Origin of the sequence: Vibrio sp. 11-4(1), from assembly GCF_013048625.1 — a bacterium.
Classification (GTDB): domain Bacteria; phylum Pseudomonadota; class Gammaproteobacteria; order Enterobacterales; family Vibrionaceae; genus Vibrio; species Vibrio diabolicus.
In genome coordinates this window covers 14668-36663 of the sequence record NZ_VHSY01000007.1, presented here as the reverse complement: position 1 = coordinate 36663, position 21996 = coordinate 14668, and the positions used below count along the sequence as shown (strand labels likewise).

Below are 21996 nucleotides of genomic sequence, written 5' to 3'. Positions count from 1 at the left end.
TCCTAATACTTCTCATTATCTTATGAGATGTGTTTCTCATTATTTTTAAAGCGATTTTTCTATTCAGCGGTTACCCTATGGGCAGATTTTTATAAATTAAGGATGTTGTATGTCAACCGAGGACTTTTCTGTTTCGGCAATATGCCGAGAAGCAGCAGTGATGGTCAGAAGGAACCTACTCGCAATTGTCATTGCTTGTATTCCATTGATCATCGTGCACTCAATTTTTGTGTTTATGTATCCTGAAATGACGGGGCAAGATCAAGCGAACGCTCAAGAAGGAAACATCGCGGGATTTTATTTCGTCACAATCATTTTATACCCACTTGTTGCCGCGATGGCGGCTGTCCGGGTACACCGAATTTATTTGGTTGGCGATTACATGCACTCAGCATTGGATGTATTTCGCTTGTCAGCCAGAGAATTCCGTTTCATTGGCTGGTGGATATTATTTGGACTGATGATGATGCTCGTCATTGGTATCCCGATCTTTGTGTTGTCGTTTCTCTATATTGCAGAAAGCGGTGAACCCGATTTTGTCGCCATGGCGTTTATCACAACGGTTGCAAGCATTCCGGGCTATTGGGTGATGGCGCGCTGGTCATTTGTATTGCCTGCGACCGCAATGGATCATCAGCCGCGCAGCTTGCGTCGTTCGTGGAACCAAAGCAGACCATACAACAAACAAGTATTCATTTTGATGGGCTTAATTCCATTGGGCGCGGGATTGCTCAGTCAGCTTATCTTTAGTCACTTTACTAACCTCTTCATGCTAAGCCTTGTGGGTGTTGCCTATGGTATTTTCGGTGCGTACCAGTTGGCTTTATTGTCGCTGAGCTATAAAACGGTCGTGGATATTGAACGCGCTCGTTTTGATACACCATCAGAGCCACCAAAAACGGGTGAAGAGTTTTCCGCTTAATCATTTGATCGCTTTTACATACCACTTCCGTTTGTGAGGTGGTATGCAGCGGGTTAATACCTTCCTACCACCTTCGCTTTATTCACGCAAAATACCCATGCCCATTTCATGGCTGAATGACAGTGACGTTCACACGTATACTGACAGCAGTACTTCTTTTTATTAAGGAATCCCACATGTCCATTTGGCAACGGGTCAGTTTCACCCATCGCTTTAGTCAATTGCCGTCAGCTTTCTATACTTTGGTCGAGCCGCAACCCTTGGATAATACTCGTTGGGTCGCTTGGAATGGTGAGTTGGCGCAGCAGTTTGGTTTACCAGCAGAGCAAAACGATGAGCTATTGGCTGTTTTTTCTGGGCAAAGCGAATTCGAACCGTTTCGTCCTTTGGCGATGAAATACGCAGGACATCAGTTTGGCGTTTACAACCCAGACTTGGGCGATGGACGTGGATTGCTGTTGGCGGAAATTGAGCATCAAGATGGCACTTGGTTTGATATTCACCTTAAAGGCGCGGGGCTAACCCCCTACTCGCGAACGGGGGACGGCAGGGCGGTGTTGCGCTCAACCGTTCGTGAGTATCTATGTAGTGAAGCCATGGCAGGGCTTGGGATCCCGACGACCCGTGCTCTTGGCATGATGGTCAGTGACACGCCGGTTTATCGCGAGAAAACAGAATTCGGCGCAATGTTGATTCGTATGGCGGAGACCCACGTGCGTTTTGGCCATTTCGAGCATTTTTTCTATACCAATCAATTGGCAGAGCAGAAGTTACTGGCGGACAAAGTGATCGAGTGGCACTTTGCTGATTGTGCATCGGCAGAGAAGCCATACGCTGCAATGTTTGGTGAAATTGTTCAGAAAACAGCGGACATGATTGCTTATTGGCAAGCGTATGGGTTTGCTCATGGGGTAATGAACACCGACAACATGTCGATCCTTGGTCAAACGTTTGATTACGGCCCGTTTGGTTTTCTTGATGATTATGAGCCGGGATATATTTGTAATCATTCCGACTACCAAGGCCGTTATGCATTTGACCAACAGCCAAGAATTGCGCTTTGGAACCTATCAGCACTCGCGCATGCGCTATCGCCACTCGTTGAGCGAGAAGATTTAGAAGCGTCGTTGAGTCAATTTGAAGTCCGGTTGAGTCAGCAGTTCAGCCGCCTAATGCGTGAGAAGTTGGGTTTAAAAACCAAGATCGCGGAAGATGGACGTTTATTTGAAGCAATGTTTGAGCTCCTTCACCAAAATAAAACGGATTACACTCGCTTCTTTAGAACGCTTTCAAATCTTGATACTGATTCTTCTCAAGCCGTAATCGACTTGTTTCTCGACCGAGAAGCTGCGCGAGCTTGGCTTGATCTGTACTTAGCTCGATGTGAGCTAGAGGTTGATGAACTAGGGGGCCTGATTTCAGCCGAACAGCGTTGCGAAAAGATGCGTCAAGCCAATCCCAAATACATCTTGCGTAACTACTTGGCTCAGTTGGCGATTGATAAAGCGGAAGAAGGGGACTTTAGCGAATTACACCGATTGGCCGAACTGTTAAAGCGCCCATTTGATGAGCAACCCGAGTTTGATGATTACGCGAAATTGCCACCAGAATGGGGGAAGAAAATGGAGATAAGCTGTTCTTCATAAATGGGTCATTTCCCACCCATTTGAATCTTTTTCTTGGGTGGAATTCACTCGTTATACTCTGTGTTCATGTTGATGGGCTTTGTTAATTTATTGAAATGTATATGAATTTTAACATGGTCCATTAATTGCTCTTTGTTGAACATCCGTACCCATCGCCTAATACCTAGTTATTCATGGACGGGATGGGATGTGATTCAACAAGGAGAATAATAATGTTTAAGCCTCTAACTCTACTATCTGTCTCTGCGCTTGCTGTAACGAGCTTTAACGCTGCCGCGAATTGTGATCCAGGTGAAACGGTCATCAAGTTCAGCCATGTAACGAACGCGGACAAACACCCAAAAGGTATTGCGGCTTCGTTACTTGAAAAACGCGTTAACGAAGAGATGAACGGTAAAGTCTGTATGCAGGTGTTTCCGAACTCAACGCTTTACGATGATGATAAGGTGTTGGAAGCACTACTAAATGGTGATGTTCAACTCGCTGCACCTTCTCTTTCTAAGTTTGAGAAATTCACCAAAAAGTACCGCCTTTTCGATCTGCCTTTCTTATTCGACGATGTCGACGCTGTTGACCGCTTCCAGAACTCTGAAGCCGGTGAAAAGCTGAAAAACTCAATGAAACGACGTGGTCTACAAGGTATTGCGTTTTGGCATAATGGCATGAAGCAAATGTCAGCCAACAAGCCGCTCATTTCTCCAGCCGATGCTGAAGGGCTTAAGTTCCGTGTTCAAGCTTCGGACGTTCTCGTTGCTCAGTTTGAACAGCTAGGCGCAAACCCGCAAAAAATGTCATTCAAAGAAGTGTACGGTGGCTTGCAAACTAAGGTTATTGATGGTCAAGAAAATACTTGGTCAAACATCTACGGCAAAAAGTTCTTCGAAGTTCAAGATGGCATTACGGAAACGAACCACGGGATTCTGGATTACCTAGTGGTGACGTCAAACGACTTCTGGAAAAACTTACCAGACGATCAGCGCGAGCAGCTAAACACAATCATCCAAGAGGTGACAGCGCAGCGTAATGCTGAGTCGACCAAAGTGAACCTGGCGAACAAAAACAACATCATCGAAGCTGGTGGTGTGGTTCGCACGTTAACGCCAGAGCAGCGCCAAGAATGGGTCACTGCACTTCAGCCAGTATGGAAGAAGTTTGAAAAAGACATTGGTTCTGACCTAATTGAAGCCGCTTTGGCTTCTAACCAAAAATAATAACGCCTAGCACGCTTAGCCCTCTCGATTAGAGGGGGCTCTTTTCCCCTACAGACGACGTGATGTAATTATGGAACAGACTTTTTTTGCCAAGGCTGGACGAATCACCGATGCCATTGAAGAGACTTTGATTGCTTTCTTCTTAGGTGCCATGACCTTGTTAACCTTTGCCAATGTCATCTTTCGTTATGTCTTTAACGACAATATTCTTTGGGCGCTTGAGCTCACCGTCTTTATGTTTGCATGGATGGTGTTGGTCGGCGCTTCTTACGGTGTGAAAAAACACTTTCATATTGGTGTTGATGTGATCATCAACATAGTGCCAGAGGGCAAACGAAAAGCCTTGGCGTTATTTGCTGCAATATGCTGTTTAGCCTTCTCTATTTTGCTTTTAATTGGCTCTTGGAACTACTGGTATCCGTTCGCCACAGACCGAGCGTGGTATGAAACGGATGATATTCCAATGCCGGAAATGCTTCAGTTTATGGCGGATTGGTTAAACGAGGGAGAGCGTTACGAAAAGCTGCCACGTTTTATTCCTTATTTCGCTTTGCCGCTTGGTATGGCGTTGCTAACGCTGAGATTTGCTCAGGCAACATGGCAAATTGCTACCGGAAAGCTCGACCGACTGATTGCAGGGCATGAAGCAGAAGAAGAGCTAGAGGCGCTTCAAGAAGAGATGAGTGATGCCGGTGATCTTATGGCTCCAAAGGCCTCAGACAATTCTAAGAGCAAGGAGCAATAAGCCATGGATATCTTATTTCTATTTTTGATGGTGATTGGCTTCATGCTCGTCGGCGTGCCAATCGCAGTTTCTCTGGGGCTTTCCAGTATTCTTTTCCTTTTGATTCATTCGGATGCGTCTTTGGCGTCTGTTGCTCAAACGTTGTTTAATGCATTTGCTGGACACTACACTCTATTAGCAATTCCATTCTTCATTTTAGCTTCAAGCTTTATGTCGACAGGTGGTGTAGCGAAACGGATCATTCGTTTCGCGATTGCGATTGTAGGCTGGTTCCGTGGTGGTTTAGCGATGGCTTCGGTTGTCGCGTGTATGATGTTTGCCGCGCTGTCAGGTTCATCTCCAGCAACGGTTGTTGCCATAGGTAGCATCGTTATCGCAGGTATGATCAAAAACGGTTACTCAAAAGAGTTTGCGGCCGGCGTAATTTGTAACGCAGGTACGCTAGGGATTTTGATTCCGCCGTCTATCGTTATGGTGGTTTACGCTGCCGCGACCGATGTATCAGTTGGACGTATGTTCCTCGGTGGTGTGATTCCCGGTTTGCTAGCGGGTGTCATGTTGATGATAGCGATCTATATTGCGGCCCGTATTAAGAACCTGCCAAAACAACCATTTGTCGGTTGGAAAGAGACGTTTGATGCAGCTAAGGATGCAAGCTGGGGCTTGTTGCTGGTGGTGATTATTCTCGGTGGTATTTATGGCGGTATTTTCACCCCAACAGAAGCCGCTGCGGTTGCTGCTGTGTACTCGTTCTTTATTGCCAACTTTGTATACAAAGACATGGGGCCATTTGCTGATAAGCAAAATACTAAGCCTGCGTTAGTCAAAATTTTTCACACCTTCGTTCATAAAGACACCAAACACACGCTTTATGAAGCGGGTAAACTCACCATCATGCTGCTTTTCATTATTGCCAATGCGTTAATTTTGAAGCACGTTCTCACGGAAGAACGCATCCCGCAAATGATCACAGAGTCGATGATGTCAGCTGGTCTAGGACCAATCACCTTCTTGATTGTGGTGAACGTATTGCTGTTGATTGGTGGTCAGTTTATGGAGCCATCAGGCTTATTGATCATTGTTGCACCACTGGTGTTCCCAATTGCGATAGCACTGGGGATCGACCCAATTCACTTAGGTATTATGATGGTGGTGAATATGGAGATAGGTATGATAACACCACCTGTTGGGCTTAACTTGTTTGTTACTGCAGGTGTCGCCAAAATGTCGATGATGAATGTAGTAAAAGCCGCACTGCCATGGGTGGCGGTGATGTTCCTATTCCTCATTATTGTAACGTACGTGCCATGGGTGTCGACTTGGTTACCAACCACCTTGATGGGGCCAGAAATCATCACTAAATAATGGCACCAGATATTTGAAGAAAAACAAAAGAGGTGTGATGATTCACACCTCTTCGTCTATGGGTTTGTAGCTAGGCCTACGAGGGTCTGGGTGGACTCGCCGCTCGTAGCTTCGCCACTTCTTTTTATTCTTGCGCCGCTCTTCGCCTGAACGTCTCTCTTCTTGATATTGCCCGTCTACCATCACGGTATCTGTAATGATCGGTATTCTCACTTTCTCGTTCATATCCGTAACAACCATGATGAATCAGTTATTAAAAATTATGATTCAAGTTGGATATAATACCAATCCTTGAGAATCGTTTTATTTGTAGAGCTCTTTATCTATTTGATAGCGTTGCATTTTGTCATACAGAGTTTTTCGAGGCACATTCAGTTGCGCCATTGTCTGTTTAATGCTGCCGTTATTTTCCAGTAATGCGCCTTCAATGGCTGCTCTCTCGAACTCTGCTACTTGTTCTGCAAGACTTGAAGAAGGCTTGGCAACCGGAGTCGATTCTCCTAACTGAATTAATTTACCCAATAGCACGAAACGTTCAGCTGCATTTCTTAGTTCGCGAACATTGCCTGGCCAGTCATGGTTCATCAGTTGGGCGAGGTCGTGGGATGACAAGCTAGGAGAGCTTTTACCGTAACGTGAAGCCGCTACCAATAGGAAATGATGGAAGAGGGCAGGGATGTCTTCTTTCCGTTCACGCAGTGGCGGGAGATCTAAGGTAACCACATTCAGTCGATAGTAAAGATCTTGGCGAAAGGTTCCCTCTTCAGCAGCACGTTTCAAATCGACTTTGGTGGCGGCAATCACTCGAATATCTAAGGGCAAGAGTTCATTCGAGCCGACACGCTCAATCACACGCTCTTGCAGTACTCTCAGTAAACGGATTTGGGCTTGGATTGGCATTGACTCGATTTCATCCAAGAAAAGTGTACCGCCTTGAGCAAATTCAAACTTACCGATACGGCGGCTTTCTGCGCCAGTAAATGCGCCTTTTTCATGCCCGTAGAGTTCGCTCTCAATCAAATTCTCTGGTACTGCACCACAATTTACTGCGACAAAGTTTTGGTTCCGTCGAGAGCTTTGCTCATGCAAAGAACGGGCGATTAACTCTTTACCTGTACCAGTTTCGCCAAACAATAAGATATCTGCATCAGTATCGGCGATGTGAGCAATGGTTTCGCGTAACATTTGAATGCTAGACGTTTCTCCGATAACACGAGGTCCGAGCGTTTTACTTGCCTTGAGAGACAGGCGTAACTTCTCGTTTTCAACCGTTAATTGGCGCTTCTCAATGGCGCGCTTGACGGTTTCAACTAGGTGCTCAGGTGGGAATGGCTTTTCGATAAAATCATACGCTCCTTGGTGTAACGCATTAACCGCCATTGAGATATCGCCATGACCAGTAATCATAATCACGGGAAGATGGGTGTCTTTTCGCACAAGGGTATTCAGTAAATCCATCCCTGAAATACCGGGTAAGCAAATATCGGTAATCACCACTCCTGGCTCGGCTCCCTGCTTAATGGCGAGTAAGGCAGATTCAGCGTCTGGAAAGAATGTGGCATCGATATCTGCCAATTCAAACGTTTGTTCTATTGCCAGTCTAAGATCGGCTTCATCATCAATAAAAAACACCTGACACATGATCTCATCCTTTTGATTGTTCTGTGTTGTTAGGAGCGATAGGTAAACACAATGAAAATCGAGCTCCGCCTTGTTCTCGATTTTGGGCACATAATCTTCCGTTCATACTGGCTAAGATTTGTTGCGAGATGGAGAGCCCTAAACCTAACCCATTTTGTTTGGTAGTTAGGAAAGGCTCACATAAGTCCGAAAGTGAGAAACCTCCAAGCCCTGGACCATTGTCATCTACATGAATCCAAACCAAACCGGCATGTTCGTCTTGCTCTACGGATAACTGTACTTGTTTGTCTTGTTGCTCTTTGAGAGCCTCTATCGCATTGGTCAGCAAATTAACCAACACTTGTTCAAGTTGAATGATATTGATCTGAACTTCAACATCGTGCTCTGGTACCTGCGTTTCTAGCGTGACACGTGCAGATTTAAGTGCGGGTTTCATCAGCTCTTTGACTGAGGCAATTACTGGAAACAAACGAGATTGAGCTAGCTCGTTTCCACTGGTTTTTTTAGCGAAAGAACGAAGCTGCTGACTGATGTTTGCCATACGATCAGTGAGGGCTGAGATGCGAGTTAGATTATCTTCCACTCGCTCATATTTTTCTTTTTGGAGGAACAGCTTGCCGTTTTCAGCAAAGCTGCGAATGGCCGCAAGTGGATTATTCAGTTCATGACTGATACTGGCTGACATTTGCCCTAATACTGCTAGTTTCGCAGCTTGAACGAGTTCGTCTTGCGTTAGGCGAAGTGTTTGTTCGGTTTCTATTCTCTGGGCGATTTCTGCTTGCAATTCTGCGGTGCGAGCCATGACTTGATATTCAAGTTTTTGATTGGCCTCTTGTTGAATTCTCTCAAGTTGTAAGTGGCGTTGTTGACGGTGATAGATGAGCTGGCCAATTAAAAACAACACGGTGAATGCAAGAGTAAGTACAAAAATGTAACCCATTGTGAGCCAGACGATAGACTGCTTAGGAGATAGTACACGGATGGTCAGCTTGAGCTCTGGTAGGGGCAACGAAGAGACCACCAAGGTCCCTTTGTTATATGGGTAACCTTGTTTTAGCTCAGAATGCGTTTCCTCCACATTGCCCACCAATCCTAGAGTTTCAATTGGCTCATCAAGGTATTGTCGGCTTGCCCAAACTTGTTTTCTTTCATTCTCAGTCAGTGGTTGTAAGCTTTTGAGTAGCCAATCACTTCGGCTGCTCATGAAAACAATCCCGTGCGGATCGCTCGCGACGAACACACTATTTGGCTGCTGCCAGTTGTCTTCTATCTTACTCAAGTCCATCTTAACCACGACCACACCAAGGACGCCGCCCGCGTATATGATCGGATAAGAATAGTAGTAGCCACGCTTACCCGAAGTCGAACCAAGCGCGTAGTATTGGCTTCGTTCCCCAACGATTGCTTGTTTGAAATAAGGGCGGAACGCAAAATTTCGTCCAATAAAAGATCGCTCTTTACGCCAGTTGCTGGCCGCGACCGTCGTACCCCATTGATCGATTAAATAGGTATCTGCCGCTTCAATCACGTCATTAACGGATTCTAAATACCGATTGGTGAGTTCCAGTTGGGCACTGTTATTTGGATGCAGTAACGCTTGATGGAGAGGGTCATCTTTGGCCAGAAGGTTAGGGATATGGGCGTATTTATCGAGTTTGTTTTTAATATGACTAGAAAATTGCTCAAGTTGGGACTGGTGTTTATCAAGCAATGATTGATAACTAGTCTGCCAAACCCAATGACCACCTATGATTGCGCAAAGGAAATAGAAGGCAAAAAAAGTCAGCAGAATCCGGTTTTTTTGCGACATCCTTACACTCCTTAAACCTTTCCTTTGGTCACGTAAGAAAATGTTAATAGTTTGTAGGGAGGATTAGGGATTTAGTTTTCAACTCTGTGGAGTAAAACAAGAGCAAGATCTCTTTTTAGGCTTTTCGATAAAAAAACCGGTCGATTCTCTTGAAAAAGTCGCTATTGTCCCCATTCTAGATATGCTGACGATACTTAGACGGTGTTTGAATCGCATTTTTGAAGAAAAAATGGGTCAGCATTCGAGAATTTAGCGCAGACAATGTCCACATAGTGGCTATTGGCTCGACAGGGTTGCGACAGATCGCTAGAATGTCGCGTCTAAAAATTCTGTCCTGAGGCTAATAGGAGATACCTTTGGTAATTTTATCGAAGATATCACTGATTAGTCCGGTACTGACAAACAGTATCGATACTCGATTTAAATTAGGTGTTCGGACAGAACACTACACAAGGATGAAGCGTAAGCTCCGCTGAGTTTCGCTCATACGCTCGGAAAACCGAGCCACTTTAGAGGTTTATATATAATGCAAGTTACTGTTGAAACGCTAGAGGGCCTAGAGCGCCGTCTAAACATTACTGTTCCAGCTGCAAACATCGAAGACGCTGTAACAGCTGAACTACGCAACATCGCTAAAAACCGTCGTTTCGATGGTTTCCGTAAGGGTAAAGTGCCTCTAAAAATGGTTGCTAAGATGTACGGCAAAGCAGTACGTCAAGACGTTCTTGGTGAAGTTATGCAACGCCACTTCATCGAAGCTATCGTTAAAGAGAAAATCAACCCAGCTGGCGCTCCAACTTTCGCTCCTGTAGAAAACAAAGAAGGTTCAGACCTAGTTTTCACTGCAACTTTTGAAGTTTACCCAGAAGTTGAGCTTCAAGGCCTAGAAAACATCACTGTTGAAAAACCGCTAACTGAAGTTAAAGACGCAGACGTAGAAGAGATGATCGATACTCTACGTAAGCAACAAGCTACTTGGGTTGAAGTTGAAGAAGCAGCAGAAGATGGCAAACGCGTAAGCATTGACTTCGTTGGTTCTATCGACGGTGAAGAATTCGAGGGCGGTAAAGCTGAGAACTTCCCACTAGAAATGGGCGCTGGTCGCATGATTCCTGGTTTCGAAGACGGTATCGCAGGTAAAACTGCAGGTATGGAATTCGACATCGATGTGACTTTCCCAGAAGATTACCACGCTGAAAACCTAAAAGGTAAAGCAGCTAAGTTCGCAATCAAAGTGAACAAAGTTGAAGCTCGTGAACTACCAGAACTAAACGACGAGTTCGTTGCTAAGTTCGGTGTTGTTGAAGGCGGTGTTGAAGCACTTAAAGCTGAAGTTCGTAAAAACATGGAACGCGAGCTTAAGCAAGCTGTTAAGAACCGCATCAAAGAGCAAGCGATTGACGGTCTAGTTGAGCAAAACGACATCAACGTACCATCAGCGCTTATCGAGCAAGAAATCCAAGTTCTACGTCAACAAGCTGCACAACGCTTCGGTGGTAACCCAGAAGCTGCTGCTCAGCTTCCACGTGAGTTGTTCGAAGAGCAAGCTAAACGTCGCGTAGTAGTTGGTCTTCTACTAGGTGAAGTAATCAAGTCTGAAGAGCTAAAAGCGGACGACGAGAAAGTTAAAGCTCTAATTGAAGAAATGGCTACTGCATACGAAGATCCATCAGAAGTTATTGCTTACTACGAGCAAAACGAAGAAATGATGAACAACATGCGCAATGTAGCTCTAGAAGAGCAAGCAATCGACGCGATCATCGCTAAAGCACAGGTTTCTGAGAAAGAAGTAGGCTTCAACGAGCTACTTAACCAACAACAACCTGCTGCTTAATAAGCAATATCTTGCGTAGAAGGTTGACTTAACGTTAACTATTCTGCTAACAATGGTCCGTATGATAGTCATCATCCGGGCCATTTATTTTAGGGACATAAGAATATGAGCTACCAAGAAAAAAATGCAATGTCGCCAATTATGGACGCGCTAGTACCAATGGTGGTTGAACAAACTTCCCGAGGCGAACGCTCTTACGACATATACTCACGTCTGCTGAAAGAGCGCGTGATTTTTTTAACGGGTCAAGTGGAAGACCACATGGCAAACCTTGTCGTGGCTCAGCTACTTTTCCTAGAATCTGAAAATCCAGATAAAGATATTTTCCTATACATCAACTCGCCAGGCGGCAGCGTAACAGCTGGTATGTCTATCTACGATACCATGCAGTTTATTAAGCCAAATGTTAGCACTGTATGTATGGGTCAAGCATGTTCAATGGGTGCCTTCCTGTTAGCGGGTGGTGCGCCAGGTAAGCGTTACGTACTGCCTAACTCTCGTGTAATGATCCACCAACCATTGGGTGGTTTCCAGGGTCAAGCTTCTGATATCCAAATCCATGCTCAGGAAATCCTGACCATTAAGCAGAAGCTAAACAAGTTGTTAGCAGAACATACTGGCCAACCTCTTGAAGTCATTGAGCGCGATACTGATCGTGATAACTTCATGTCATCAGAGCAGGCTGTGGAATACGGTATCGTGGATGCAGTGTTAAGCCACCGCGGCGAGTAATTAGCCAGCGCATTTTGGCAAAAATTGATATACACTCATTCATGAAGAGTAAAGGCTAAGAGGTTAGCGAATGACAGATAAAAGCAAAGAAAGTGGCAGCGGTAAATTGCTGTACTGTTCTTTCTGCGGCAAAAGTCAGCACGAAGTTCGCAAGCTAATCGCAGGTCCGTCAGTGTACATTTGCGACGAGTGTGTCGACTTATGTAACGATATTATTCGCGAAGAAATCAAGGATGTTCTCCCTAAGAAAGAATCTGAAGCGTTACCAACGCCAAAACAGATCCGTGAACACCTTGATGACTATGTGATCGGGCAAGATTACGCGAAAAAAGTGCTCGCAGTTGCGGTATATAACCACTACAAGCGTTTACGCAATGGTGATACAACGAGTGAAGGTGTAGAGCTTGGTAAAAGTAACATCCTTCTAATTGGCCCAACAGGTAGCGGTAAAACACTACTTGCTGAGACATTAGCTCGATTCTTGGATGTGCCATTTACAATGGCAGACGCAACCACACTAACCGAGGCTGGTTATGTGGGTGAAGACGTTGAAAACATCATCCAAAAGCTTCTGCAAAAATGTGATTACGATGTAGCTAAAGCTGAACGCGGCATCGTTTACATTGATGAAATTGATAAAATTTCACGCAAAGCTGAAAACCCATCTATTACGCGTGACGTATCTGGTGAAGGTGTTCAGCAGGCGCTACTAAAACTTATCGAAGGTACGGTTGCTTCGGTTCCACCTCAAGGTGGTCGTAAGCACCCTCAGCAAGAATTCCTACAAGTGGACACGTCGAAGATCCTGTTCATCTGTGGTGGTGCATTTGCTGGCCTAGATAAGGTGATTGAGCAGCGTGTTGCAACAGGTACAGGTATTGGCTTCGGTGCTGAAGTTCGTTCTAAAAACGAATCGAAGACCGTGGGTGAGCTATTTACTCAGGTTGAGCCTGAGGATTTAGTGAAGTACGGACTCATTCCAGAATTCATTGGTCGTCTTCCTGTGACAACAACACTGACTGAGCTTGATGAAGAAGCGTTGATTCAGATCCTATGTGAACCGAAGAACGCATTAACCAAGCAATACGCAGCATTGTTTGAGCTTGAAAACGCCGAACTTGAGTTCCGAGAAGATGCGCTGCGCGCTATCGCTAAGAAAGCAATGGAGCGTAAGACAGGTGCTCGTGGTTTACGCTCGATCCTTGAAGGCGTATTACTGGAAACCATGTACGAACTGCCATCTGCGACAGACGTAAGTAAGGTCGTGATTGATGAGTCCGTCATCAATGGTGAGTCAGAGCCATTGCTTATTTATAGCAACTCAGACAATCAGGCCGCTGGAGCAGAATAAATTCAGCCGTAATGAAAAAGGAGGTAAGTAATTACCTCCTTTTTTTATTTCTCTTATTGAATCCAAACAATTAGCCCCCATATAAATCGATAAGTAATACGTAAACGTGAAAGCGGAAGAGAGAATTATATGAACTTGGAACGTTCCGAGCGTATCGAGATCCCGGTACTACCTCTACGTGACGTAGTGGTCTACCCGCACATGGTTATTCCATTGTTTGTTGGTCGTGAGAAATCGATTAGCTGTTTAGAAACGGCGATGGAAACCAACAAACAAGTTCTTCTTGTGGCACAAAAGCAAGCTGATACTGATGAGCCTACGGTTGACGACCTATTTGAAGTAGGTACGGTAGCCACCATTCTCCAGCTACTGAAGCTTCCGGATGGCACAGTAAAAGTACTGGTTGAAGGCCAGCAACGTGCGAAAATCAATCACTTTAAAGAGAGTGACTTCTTCCTAGCGGAAGCGGAATTTGTGGTTACGCCAGAATTGGATGAGCGTGAGCAAGAAGTGATTGTTCGCAGTGCGATCAATCAGTTTGAAGGCTTTATTAAGCTAAACAAGAAGATTCCACCAGAAGTTCTCACTTCACTCAACGGTATCGACGAAGCGGCTCGCTTAGCGGATACTATTGCAGCTCATATGCCGTTGAAGCTGGTGGATAAGCAGCAAGTACTTGAAATTGTTGATGTCACTGAGCGTCTGGAATTCCTAATGGGCCAGATGGAATCAGAGATCGATTTGCTGCAAGTTGAAAAACGTATTCGTGGTCGCGTTAAAAAGCAAATGGAAAAATCTCAGCGTGAGTACTATCTGAATGAGCAAATGAAAGCGATTCAGAAAGAACTTGGTGAGATGGAAGACGCACCAGACGAGTTCGAAACGCTGCAGAAGAAGATTGACGAATCAAAAATGCCTCAAGAGGCACGTGAAAAGACTGAGCAAGAGCTGCAAAAGCTTAAGATGATGTCTCCAATGTCTGCCGAAGCAACAGTGGTTCGTAGCTACATCGATTGGATGGTCAGCGTGCCTTGGGCTAAACGCTCAAAAGTTAAGAAAAATTTAGCGAAAGCAGAAGAGATTCTTAATGAAGACCACTACGGTCTAGAGCGCGTAAAAGAGCGTATTCTTGAATACTTGGCGGTTCAAAACCGAATCAATAAGTTAAAAGGTCCAATCCTTTGTCTTGTTGGTCCTCCAGGTGTGGGTAAAACGTCTCTTGGTCGTTCAATTGCTTCTGCTACAGGTCGTAAGTACGTTCGTATGGCGCTGGGTGGTGTACGTGATGAAGCAGAAATCCGCGGTCACCGTCGTACTTACATTGGCTCATTGCCAGGTAAATTAATCCAGAAGATGTCGAAAGTTGGCGTGAAGAACCCATTGTTCTTATTGGACGAAATCGACAAAATGTCTTCAGATATGCGCGGCGATCCGGCATCAGCGCTACTAGAAGTACTTGATCCTGAACAGAATAACTCGTTCAACGATCACTACTTAGAAGTGGATTACGACCTTTCTGACGTTATGTTCGTTGCAACCTCGAACTCAATGAACATTCCAGGTCCATTGTTAGACCGTATGGAAGTTATTCGTTTATCTGGTTACACCGAAGATGAGAAGCTGAACATTGCAAAACGTCACCTTGTTGATAAGCAAGTGAAGCGCAATGGTCTAAAACCGGATGAAATCATCATTGAAGACTCTGCGATTATTGGCATCATCCGTTACTACACTCGTGAAGCGGGTGTTCGTAACTTAGAGCGTGAGATTTCTAAGATCTGCCGTAAAGCCGTGAAGAACATCTTGTTGGATAAAGACATCAAGTCAGTAACGGTAACGATGGACAACCTAAAAGAGTACTTGGGTGTTCAACGTTTCGATTACGGTAAAGCGGATGAAAGTAACCGAATTGGTCAAGTGACAGGTCTAGCTTGGACAGAAGTGGGTGGCGATCTGCTAACGATTGAAACTCAATCCATGCCAGGTAAAGGTAAGCTGACGCAAACGGGTTCTCTTGGTGACGTGATGCAAGAGTCTATCCAAGCCGCAATGACAGTAGTTCGCTCTCGTGCAGAAAAACTGGGTATCAATACTGACTTCTACGAGAAGAAAGATATTCACGTGCACGTACCAGAAGGCGCGACGCCAAAAGATGGCCCAAGTGCGGGTACTGCAATGTGTACTGCTTTGGTTTCAGCTCTGACAGGTAACCCTGTGAAAGCAGAGGTAGCGATGACGGGTGAAATCACACTGCGTGGTGAAGTCCTACCTATCGGTGGCCTAAAAGAGAAGTTACTTGCGGCACACCGTGGCGGCATTAAAACTGTGCTAATTCCAAAAGACAACGAGCGTGATTTGGAAGAGATTCCTGATAATGTTATCGCTGATCTGGAAGTCATCCCTGTACAGTGGATTGATGAAGTACTGAAAGTCGCACTAGAGCGAGACCCGACGGGCGTTGAGTTTGAGTCTCAAAAATAGTGATGTGCAGCAAAAATAAGTAAAAGTTTACGCTGATAAGTCTAAAAAGGCTTGTCAGCGTTTTTTTTGGGCGCTAAGTTAGTTTCGATAGCTGCCAGCCCTTGACGAATAAGGGATGGAGCATATTTTCTTAACAATGGAACGAAAGTCATCACAAAAATAATCACAGATGACACAAAGGGGAAATTACAGTGAATAAAACTCAGTTAGTAGAACAAATCGCAGAAAATGCAGACATTTCTAAAGCGTCAGCGGGTCGTGCTCTAGATGCATTCATCGAAGCAGTAAGCGGCACTCTTCAGTCTGGTGATCAAGTTGCTCTAGTTGGCTTTGGTACATTCAGCGTTCGTACTCGTGCTGCACGTACTGGTCGTAACCCAAAAACTGGTGAAGAAATCCAAATCGCAGAAGCAAAAGTACCAGCTTTTAAAGCTGGTAAAGCACTGAAAGACGCTTGTAACTAATCACAGCGTTAATTCTGTAACCGGCCATTTGCTTAACTTTTGCTCAAACAACAAGTTTCGAACAAAAATTTACAAACTTCGAGCCGAACTTTCTTAAATTATGCGCATCATACTGATGCGCATTTCTTTTTCTGATATTATTGCGCCATTATTTCTATTAGATAGAAGCAGTAGGCTTCAATTGTGGAGAGCAGTTAAATTATGATGGATCGACTACGCGAAGGCGTGAATAGCATCGCGGTCAAAATTATCCTTGGGCTTATCATCCTGTCTTTCGTATTTGCAGGTGTGGGTAGCTACATCGTTAGTGGTAACAACAACTCTGCAGCGAAAGTCGGTAACACTGAGATTCCTCGTGGTGAGTTCGAGATGGCATACCAAAATGAGCGTAACCGTATGCAAGCTCAGTTGGGTGACTACTTCTCTCAAATGCTGGCTGACCCTGCATATGTTGAATCTTTCCGCAAATCCGTTTTAGATCGAATGATCAATGACGTGTTGCTTGACCAACAAGCAGAAGCTTTAGGTCTGCGAATCAGCGACACTCAAGTTCGCAGCATGATTCTAGACATGCCTCAATTCCAATCTAATGGTCAGTTCGATCAAGAGATCTATCAAGCTTCTCTGCGTCGTGCAGGCTTTTCGCCAGACTCTTTTGCTGAATACATGCGTCGTGAATTGGTTCGTGAACAACTGCTGAATGCACTACAAAACAGTGAATTTATTCTGCCAGGTGAAGTACAGGTAGAAGGTAAGCTGTTCACTCAAACTCGTGATATTCGCACGATTGAAATCGACTTAGCAGAGTTTGCGAAAAACATTGAATTGACTGACGAAGAAATTCAACAGTACTACAAAGCAAACCCTGACAACTTTACTCGCCCAGAGCAGGTTAAAGTTGCTTATATCGAACTGTCTGCTGAAGCGCTAAAGGAACAAGTTAATGTTTCTGACGCTGAGGTGAAAAAGTACTACGATGAGCACTTAAACAAATACTCTTCAGAAGAGCAGCGCCGTGTCGCTCATATTCTTGTAGAAGGGGACGATGAAGCAAAAGCGCAGGCTATCTTAGATGAGCTAAATGCGGGAGCAGATTTTGCGACGCTTGCTCAAGAGAAATCTGACGATTTTGGCAGTGCTGAAAACGGCGGTGACTTAGGTTGGATTGAGCGTGATGTGATGGACCCTGCTTTTGAAGAAGCGGCATTCGCGTTGAAGAATCCAGGCGATACGTCAGGTCTAGTAAAGTCGGACTTTGGTTACCATATTATCAAGCTTGAAGAGCTAAAAGACTCTGTGGCGAAGCCATTTGAAGAAGTAGCCGCTGAAATCAAACAAGAAATGGTTGACCAACAAGCGGTTGATCAATTCTACGAGCTACAAAGTGAGCTTGAACGCGTAGCGTTTGAATACCCAGACTCATTGTATGACGCTTCTCAAGCCGTTAACCAAGAAGTGAAGACAACGGACTTTATTTCTCAAGTTGACGCACCTGAAGTGCTTCGTAACCCTGCGGTAATGCAAGCTATCCTTAGCCCTGAAGTAAAAGAAGATGGCTTGAACTCTGAAGCTATCGAAGTTGCACCTGAGCATATTATTGTTGTTCGTGTTGAAGATGCACGTGATGAGACGGTTCTTCCACTAGAAGAAGTGAAAGATCAGGTTATTGCAGAGCTTTCTCGCGTTAAGGGTGAGCAAGATGCGATGGAACTTGGTACACAGGTTGTTGCTGCATTGAAAGAAGGTAAGACAGATGTGCTTACTGAAAACAACCTTGCATTTGGTGAACAAGAGACAGTAGATCGCCGTTCTCCGTTGGCAACAACGGTATTCGCGATGGCAAAACCAGTCGATGGTAAGCCAGTATATGGTCAGTCTAAAGATCTTGAAGGTAACATTGTTATCATCGAGCTTGATGCTGTAAATGCTGAGCTAGATAGTGAGTTAGAAGAGCAAGTTGCGATGCAAATGCAGCGAGCATCTTCTCAGCAAGACCTATCATCTGTGCTAGCTGTACTGCGCGCAAACACTGACATTGAGTACTTTATTGTGAGCAACTAAGCACAATTAGTGTAATTTGCATGTTAACTAAAACGGACCGCATAAGCGGTCCGTTTTATTTTTGTCTTTATTAACTTCAATCATCAATAAGCATTACTTAAATTAGTGCGCGTTTAAGTGATACCAGTCATTGCGAATATCGGGTCATCTAGGTTTGTTAACTGGATAGTGACTTGCTACTGGTGACTGGTTTTAGCCTACTATTTTGGAGATTGTATGTTCAATATGAAATGGATTTTGACATTGTGCTTATTTGTTTTTGCGCCTTTTAGCATGGCTGCGGATTCAGCCACTGACAAATATGAAGGAATTGAAATTACCGTAAATATCAACACGGCCTCTGCTGAAGAAATAGCGACCATGTTGAAAGGTATTGGTGAGAAGAAAGCGCAGAGTATCGTGGACTACCGCGAGGAGCATGGCCCTTTTAAAACGGCAGCAGATTTGAAGAGCGTAAAAGGCATTGGTGAAGCGACAGTTAAGAAAAACGAAGACCGCATTTTACTGTAGCTTGATGTATTTCAGATATTGAGTCTGAATTCAGAACAATATCTGTTTCCCTATTACTGCTTTCCCGAACCAACCCCTCTTTCGTGGTTCGGGATTTTTTATCCGAATAAACGACGGCGAAAACCTTTTTCCATTAGAGCCATTGTTAACCCACCGAACGCACCAAATAAATGAGCATCAATAGCAACGTTTGCGCCGATAAGCGCAGCAGTGCTGCTGGATGGACCATAGATCTGCTCCCATGCTACTTTGGCAATAAGCCCTCCGACCAACAACAGGCTGCTTCTTCTGCTTTCAAAGACTTCTCTGAGTGCCCAGAATCCAAATAGTCCGTGTAGTACGCCAGATAATCCCACGTACACCGACATATTGGTAAACAAATTCATTGCGCCAACAAATGCACACAAGAGTGAGAAAACGATAAGGAAGTTGCGAGTGCTTGGACGAAAAATAAAAGTAATGATCCACAATCCTGCCAGGTTCATCCCTAAGTGCGCAAAGTTGGTATGTGTGAGATTTCCTGTTACGATTCGCCACCATTCGCCATGGCGTATATTGTAGCTGTGCCACTCGGTTAGGCTTGCCATTGGTTCGAATTGAAGTATCAAACAGATCACGCTGATAATACTCAGCAAGGTATAAAGGTTCACTCTATGTCTCGTTATTGTTCTCGTTGTGGAAAATCGCAAAAAGCGTGTATTTGCCAATGGATTGTACCGTTGGCAAGCGAGGTAGAACTTATCATTCTTCAGCACATGAGTGAAGAACATCGTCCGCTTGGTACGGCACGGATTCTCAATTTGAGTTTAGATAACTGTATTTGTCTGATAGGAGAGGACTTTTCTGGTGATGATGTCTTAAATCACTTGTTGGCGGATGAATCATATCAACATTTTGTTCTTTACCCATCGGAACAGTCACGATGCATCTCTGAAATTAATCAAGCGAGCCGTAGTGTATCTAAGAAAATACGTTTGATTTTGCTCGATGGGACGTGGAAAAAAGCGTACAAAATGTGGCAGCTTTCTAGCAATTTACATCCACTCCCAACCGTGCAATTACCGAAGCAATTACAAGGGCATTACACCATTCGTAAAGCGCCCTCTGAGAATAGCTTATCGACAGTCGAGGCAGGTTATCATTCGCTTCGCTTGCTTGAACCCGAGAGAGACTTTACACCGCTTATGCATGCCTTTGAAAAGATGATCGAATTCCAAATCGCCCAGATGCCGCCGGGCGTATTTGAAAAGAATTACTTGAAAGGTTGAGTGTTACTAAAGAACGATGGAAGAGAAAAGTTGGCGGTGTAGCTTTTGTGCGTGACCATCGGTCATTGCAGAAATGTAATCGGCGATGACTCTCATCTTATTGCTCTCGCTTTTCGCTTGGCACCACAGTTCTTTTGTATGAACAGGCAGCAAGCGCTCTGGGTCCGCTGTTAACGCTTCAAAAATGTCCATAATAATTTGCTGACCTTTATATTCAACGATCTGGACCTGCGGGACTTGGATAACAAAGGCACTGACAAAGTGCTTGAGTACGTCAAGTGCACGTGCCATTTGTGGCTCTAAACACGCATTCCAAGACAGTAATGGATTATTGAAAGGCTCATCCACCGCCTTAATTGAAATGCTGGTCAGCAGGGCGTTAACCATACCACCGATGGCATCTTTCCGCTCATGATGCTTACCACTAAATAGCATCTGTCCGATGGAATCGATATGTGCTTCAAACCACGAGTCGCCACAGTCCGCTAATTGACTTGCTGCGCCTTCTTGCCATTGCTGACGTGTCACCATACCAAGCACGATTGCATCTTCTAAATCATGAACGCCGTAGGCGATATCGTCCGCTAGCTCCATGATTGAGCAATCGAGTGATTTAAAACGCGTTTTACTGTGCTCAAACTCCGATTCTGGTTTTGAGCGCATTAGGCTAAGCAATGCCTTGTCGTTGTCAGAAAGCGGTGCAATTACCCAATCAAATAAGTCTTTATCACAATCATAAATGCCCTTAGCTGGGCTCCAATCTTTGGCTTTTAGTTTACGTTGATGCTCAGCTGGTTGAGGCAACTTGACGGAGCGTGTTTGACTAATGAGGGCAGGGTACTTAATCAAACCAAGCAGTGTGCGGCGTGATAAATTCATTCCGAAATGCTCAGTATAAGGCTCTAACTTAGTGACGATACGAAAGGTTTGGGCGTTCCCCTCGAAACCGCCATGTTCGCGCATTACGTAGTTTAGAGCGACTTCTCCCCCATGACCGTATGGAGGATGCCCGATGTCGTGCGCCAAACATAATGAATCAATTAAGCTGTCTGATGGTAATAGATCACGGAACTCTGGTTGTTTTTTCTTTAACTGGGCGACGATACCGGTCCCGAGTTGCGACGCTTCTAAGGAGTGTGTTAACCGGCTGCGGTGAAAGTCTTCCAAGCTATTGCCGTGTACTTGGGTTTTTGCTTGTAAGCGTCGAAATGCAGCCGAGTGAAGAATGCGCGCTCGGTCTCTTTGGTACGGGCTTCGATGGTCGTCACGACGTATTTTATGCTCATCATCATGGCGCTCTTGCCATTGCGGGTGTAATTCAAACGACACGATTATCTCCGTAAGCTAACTGATTTCATCTAACGATAATTCGAAACTTGGGGCAAAGGTATTGAGGAAGTAATCCATTTCAGGCGTTCTACGTTCTTGCAAAGTGATGTCTAAGCGTTTTTTTGCCAGAGCGAACTCATGATTGCCTGCGCTTAGTTCTTCGAGACATTTTAAATATGCACAGATGGAGTCGGCTTGCTTGACGATTTTTGCGTCCTCTTCGTGTGCAGAGTGAGAAAGAAGGTAGGGGGCAAATTCATCTTGGAACTCTTCCGGTAACATTGAGAGTAATTTTTGTTCCGCTGCTGATTCTATCTTCTTATATTCTTTGGCAATTTCAGGGTTGTAATACTTCACTGGGGTTGGAAGGTCACCCGTTAATACTTCGCTAGAGTCATGGTACATGGCAAGAATCGCGATGCGTTCTGGATTAAGGTTGCCGCCGAACTTTTTGTTTTTAATTAGGGCAAGGGCATGAGCGACAAAAGCAACTTGTAAGCTATGCTCTGAAACGTTTTCTGGTGAGACGGACCGCATTAAAGGCCAGCGTTGGATCAGCTTCATTCGAGCCAGGTGAGCGAAAAAATGGCTTTCTTTCATGGCTTTCTCCGTTTCTGGTGTAAAAA

The 21996-nt window shown here is 44.8% G+C and carries 19 protein-coding genes and 1 pseudogene; 14 read left to right on the top strand and 6 right to left on the bottom strand.

The features are described 5' to 3' along the window. Positions 1-109 precede the first annotated feature (109 nt). The 5 genes from FKN16_RS15010 to FKN16_RS14990 all read left to right on the top strand — a co-directional run bounded on the left by FKN16_RS15010 (position 110) and on the right by FKN16_RS14990 (position 5889). Complete coding sequence (locus tag FKN16_RS15010; protein WP_005390499.1) at positions 110-922, top strand: hypothetical protein; 813 nt, start codon at positions 110-112, stop codon at positions 920-922. A 176-nt stretch (positions 923-1098) separates the two neighbouring features. Next, positions 1099-2568, top strand: coding sequence for a protein adenylyltransferase SelO (locus tag FKN16_RS15005; protein WP_170903032.1), 1470 nt, complete (start codon positions 1099-1101; stop codon positions 2566-2568). A gap of 212 nt (positions 2569-2780) precedes the next feature. Then, a complete protein-coding gene (locus tag FKN16_RS15000; RefSeq protein WP_005390503.1) occupies positions 2781-3779 on the top strand; it encodes a TRAP transporter substrate-binding protein in 999 nt (332 codons plus the stop codon). A 70-nt stretch (positions 3780-3849) separates the two neighbouring features. Beyond that, positions 3850-4524: a TRAP transporter small permease gene (locus FKN16_RS14995; protein WP_005390505.1), complete on the top strand. Its 675-nt coding sequence runs from the start codon at positions 3850-3852 to the stop codon at positions 4522-4524. Positions 4525-4527: 3 nt separating this feature from the next. After that, positions 4528-5889, top strand: a complete 1362-nt coding sequence (locus tag FKN16_RS14990; protein WP_005390510.1) for a TRAP transporter large permease — start codon at positions 4528-4530, stop codon at positions 5887-5889. A 42-nt stretch (positions 5890-5931) separates the two neighbouring features. Here FKN16_RS14990 and FKN16_RS24595 read toward each other — a convergent pair whose 3' ends face one another. The 3 genes from FKN16_RS24595 to FKN16_RS14980 form a co-directional block, all read right to left on the bottom strand. After that, complete coding sequence (locus FKN16_RS24595) at positions 5932-6114, bottom strand: hypothetical protein (protein WP_041853050.1); 183 nt, start codon at positions 6112-6114, stop codon at positions 5932-5934. A 78-nt stretch (positions 6115-6192) separates the two neighbouring features. Then, positions 6193-7530, bottom strand: a complete 1338-nt coding sequence (locus tag FKN16_RS14985; RefSeq protein ID WP_005390512.1) for a sigma-54 dependent transcriptional regulator — start codon at positions 7528-7530, stop codon at positions 6193-6195. A 4-nt stretch (positions 7531-7534) separates the two neighbouring features. Further along, a complete protein-coding gene (locus tag FKN16_RS14980; RefSeq protein WP_109168588.1) occupies positions 7535-9340 on the bottom strand; it encodes an ATP-binding protein in 1806 nt (601 codons plus the stop codon). A gap of 40 nt (positions 9341-9380) precedes the next feature. Here FKN16_RS14980 and FKN16_RS24590 point away from each other — a divergent pair. The 8 genes and pseudogenes from FKN16_RS24590 to FKN16_RS14945 all read left to right on the top strand — a co-directional run bounded on the left by FKN16_RS24590 (position 9381) and on the right by FKN16_RS14945 (position 18773). Continuing rightward, positions 9381-9593: pseudogene (locus FKN16_RS24590) on the top strand (hypothetical protein). A gap of 273 nt (positions 9594-9866) precedes the next feature. Beyond that, positions 9867-11174 carry a trigger factor gene (gene tig / locus FKN16_RS14975; RefSeq protein ID WP_047009482.1) on the top strand — a complete coding sequence of 436 codons (1308 nt, stop codon included), beginning with the start codon at positions 9867-9869 and terminating at the stop codon, positions 11172-11174. Between the two features lie 105 nt (positions 11175-11279). After that, a complete protein-coding gene (clpP, locus tag FKN16_RS14970) occupies positions 11280-11906 on the top strand; it encodes an ATP-dependent Clp endopeptidase proteolytic subunit ClpP (protein ID WP_005382347.1) in 627 nt (208 codons plus the stop codon). Positions 11907-11976: 70 nt separating this feature from the next. Next, entirely contained in the window at positions 11977-13257 is a 1281-nt protein-coding gene (clpX, locus tag FKN16_RS14965) for an ATP-dependent protease ATP-binding subunit ClpX (protein WP_005390528.1), read from the top strand. 129 nt (positions 13258-13386) lie between these two features. Then, entirely contained in the window at positions 13387-15738 is a 2352-nt protein-coding gene (lon, locus tag FKN16_RS14960) for an endopeptidase La (RefSeq protein ID WP_005390529.1), read from the top strand. Positions 15739-15929: 191 nt separating this feature from the next. Continuing rightward, complete coding sequence (locus tag FKN16_RS14955) at positions 15930-16202, top strand: HU family DNA-binding protein (protein WP_005382341.1); 273 nt, start codon at positions 15930-15932, stop codon at positions 16200-16202. 201 nt (positions 16203-16403) lie between these two features. Beyond that, on the top strand, positions 16404-18263 hold the full coding sequence (ppiD, locus tag FKN16_RS14950) for a peptidylprolyl isomerase (protein ID WP_170903031.1): 1860 nt from the start codon (positions 16404-16406) through the stop codon (positions 18261-18263). 225 nt (positions 18264-18488) lie between these two features. Continuing rightward, on the top strand, positions 18489-18773 hold the full coding sequence (locus FKN16_RS14945) for a ComEA family DNA-binding protein (protein ID WP_031780151.1): 285 nt from the start codon (positions 18489-18491) through the stop codon (positions 18771-18773). A gap of 98 nt (positions 18774-18871) precedes the next feature. Here FKN16_RS14945 and rrtA read toward each other — a convergent pair whose 3' ends face one another. Continuing rightward, entirely contained in the window at positions 18872-19423 is a 552-nt protein-coding gene (gene rrtA / locus FKN16_RS14940; RefSeq protein WP_047009480.1) for a rhombosortase, read from the bottom strand. 3 nt (positions 19424-19426) lie between these two features. On the opposite strand from rrtA, the gene FKN16_RS14935 reads away from it, so the two are divergent. Continuing rightward, a complete protein-coding gene (locus tag FKN16_RS14935) occupies positions 19427-20041 on the top strand; it encodes a DTW domain-containing protein (protein ID WP_170903030.1) in 615 nt (204 codons plus the stop codon). 6 nt (positions 20042-20047) lie between these two features. Here the strand turns inward: FKN16_RS14935 and FKN16_RS14930 are convergent, their stop codons facing one another. Both FKN16_RS14930 and yfbR read right to left on the bottom strand, forming a co-directional pair. Beyond that, a complete protein-coding gene (locus FKN16_RS14930; protein ID WP_170903029.1) occupies positions 20048-21370 on the bottom strand; it encodes an anti-phage deoxyguanosine triphosphatase in 1323 nt (440 codons plus the stop codon). A gap of 15 nt (positions 21371-21385) precedes the next feature. After that, positions 21386-21970 (bottom strand): 5'-deoxynucleotidase, encoded by a 585-nt coding sequence (yfbR, locus tag FKN16_RS14925; RefSeq protein ID WP_031780152.1) that lies wholly within the window; start codon positions 21968-21970, stop codon positions 21386-21388. Positions 21971-21996 lie beyond the last annotated feature (26 nt).

Coding starts and splice junctions, on each gene's coding strand:
- lon (WP_005390529.1), top strand. CDS start 13,387: ATGAACTTGGAACGTTCCGAGCGTATCGAGATCCCGGTACTACCTCTA.
- clpX (WP_005390528.1), top strand. CDS start 11,977: ATGACAGATAAAAGCAAAGAAAGTGGCAGCGGTAAATTGCTGTACTGT.
- FKN16_RS14935 (WP_170903030.1), top strand. CDS start 19,427: ATGTCTCGTTATTGTTCTCGTTGTGGAAAATCGCAAAAAGCGTGTATT.
- tig (WP_047009482.1), top strand. CDS start 9,867: ATGCAAGTTACTGTTGAAACGCTAGAGGGCCTAGAGCGCCGTCTAAAC.
- FKN16_RS14995 (WP_005390505.1), top strand. CDS start 3,850: ATGGAACAGACTTTTTTTGCCAAGGCTGGACGAATCACCGATGCCATT.
- FKN16_RS15005 (WP_170903032.1), top strand. CDS start 1,099: ATGTCCATTTGGCAACGGGTCAGTTTCACCCATCGCTTTAGTCAATTG.
- FKN16_RS15000 (WP_005390503.1), top strand. CDS start 2,781: ATGTTTAAGCCTCTAACTCTACTATCTGTCTCTGCGCTTGCTGTAACG.
- FKN16_RS14985 (WP_005390512.1), bottom strand. CDS start 7,530: ATGTGTCAGGTGTTTTTTATTGATGATGAAGCCGATCTTAGACTGGCA.
- ppiD (WP_170903031.1), top strand. CDS start 16,404: ATGATGGATCGACTACGCGAAGGCGTGAATAGCATCGCGGTCAAAATT.
- FKN16_RS14945 (WP_031780151.1), top strand. CDS start 18,489: ATGAAATGGATTTTGACATTGTGCTTATTTGTTTTTGCGCCTTTTAGC.
- FKN16_RS14990 (WP_005390510.1), top strand. CDS start 4,528: ATGGATATCTTATTTCTATTTTTGATGGTGATTGGCTTCATGCTCGTC.
- FKN16_RS15010 (WP_005390499.1), top strand. CDS start 110: ATGTCAACCGAGGACTTTTCTGTTTCGGCAATATGCCGAGAAGCAGCA.
- FKN16_RS14980 (WP_109168588.1), bottom strand. CDS start 9,340: ATGTCGCAAAAAAACCGGATTCTGCTGACTTTTTTTGCCTTCTATTTC.
- yfbR (WP_031780152.1), bottom strand. CDS start 21,970: ATGAAAGAAAGCCATTTTTTCGCTCACCTGGCTCGAATGAAGCTGATC.
- clpP (WP_005382347.1), top strand. CDS start 11,280: ATGAGCTACCAAGAAAAAAATGCAATGTCGCCAATTATGGACGCGCTA.
- FKN16_RS24595 (WP_041853050.1), bottom strand. CDS start 6,114: ATGAACGAGAAAGTGAGAATACCGATCATTACAGATACCGTGATGGTA.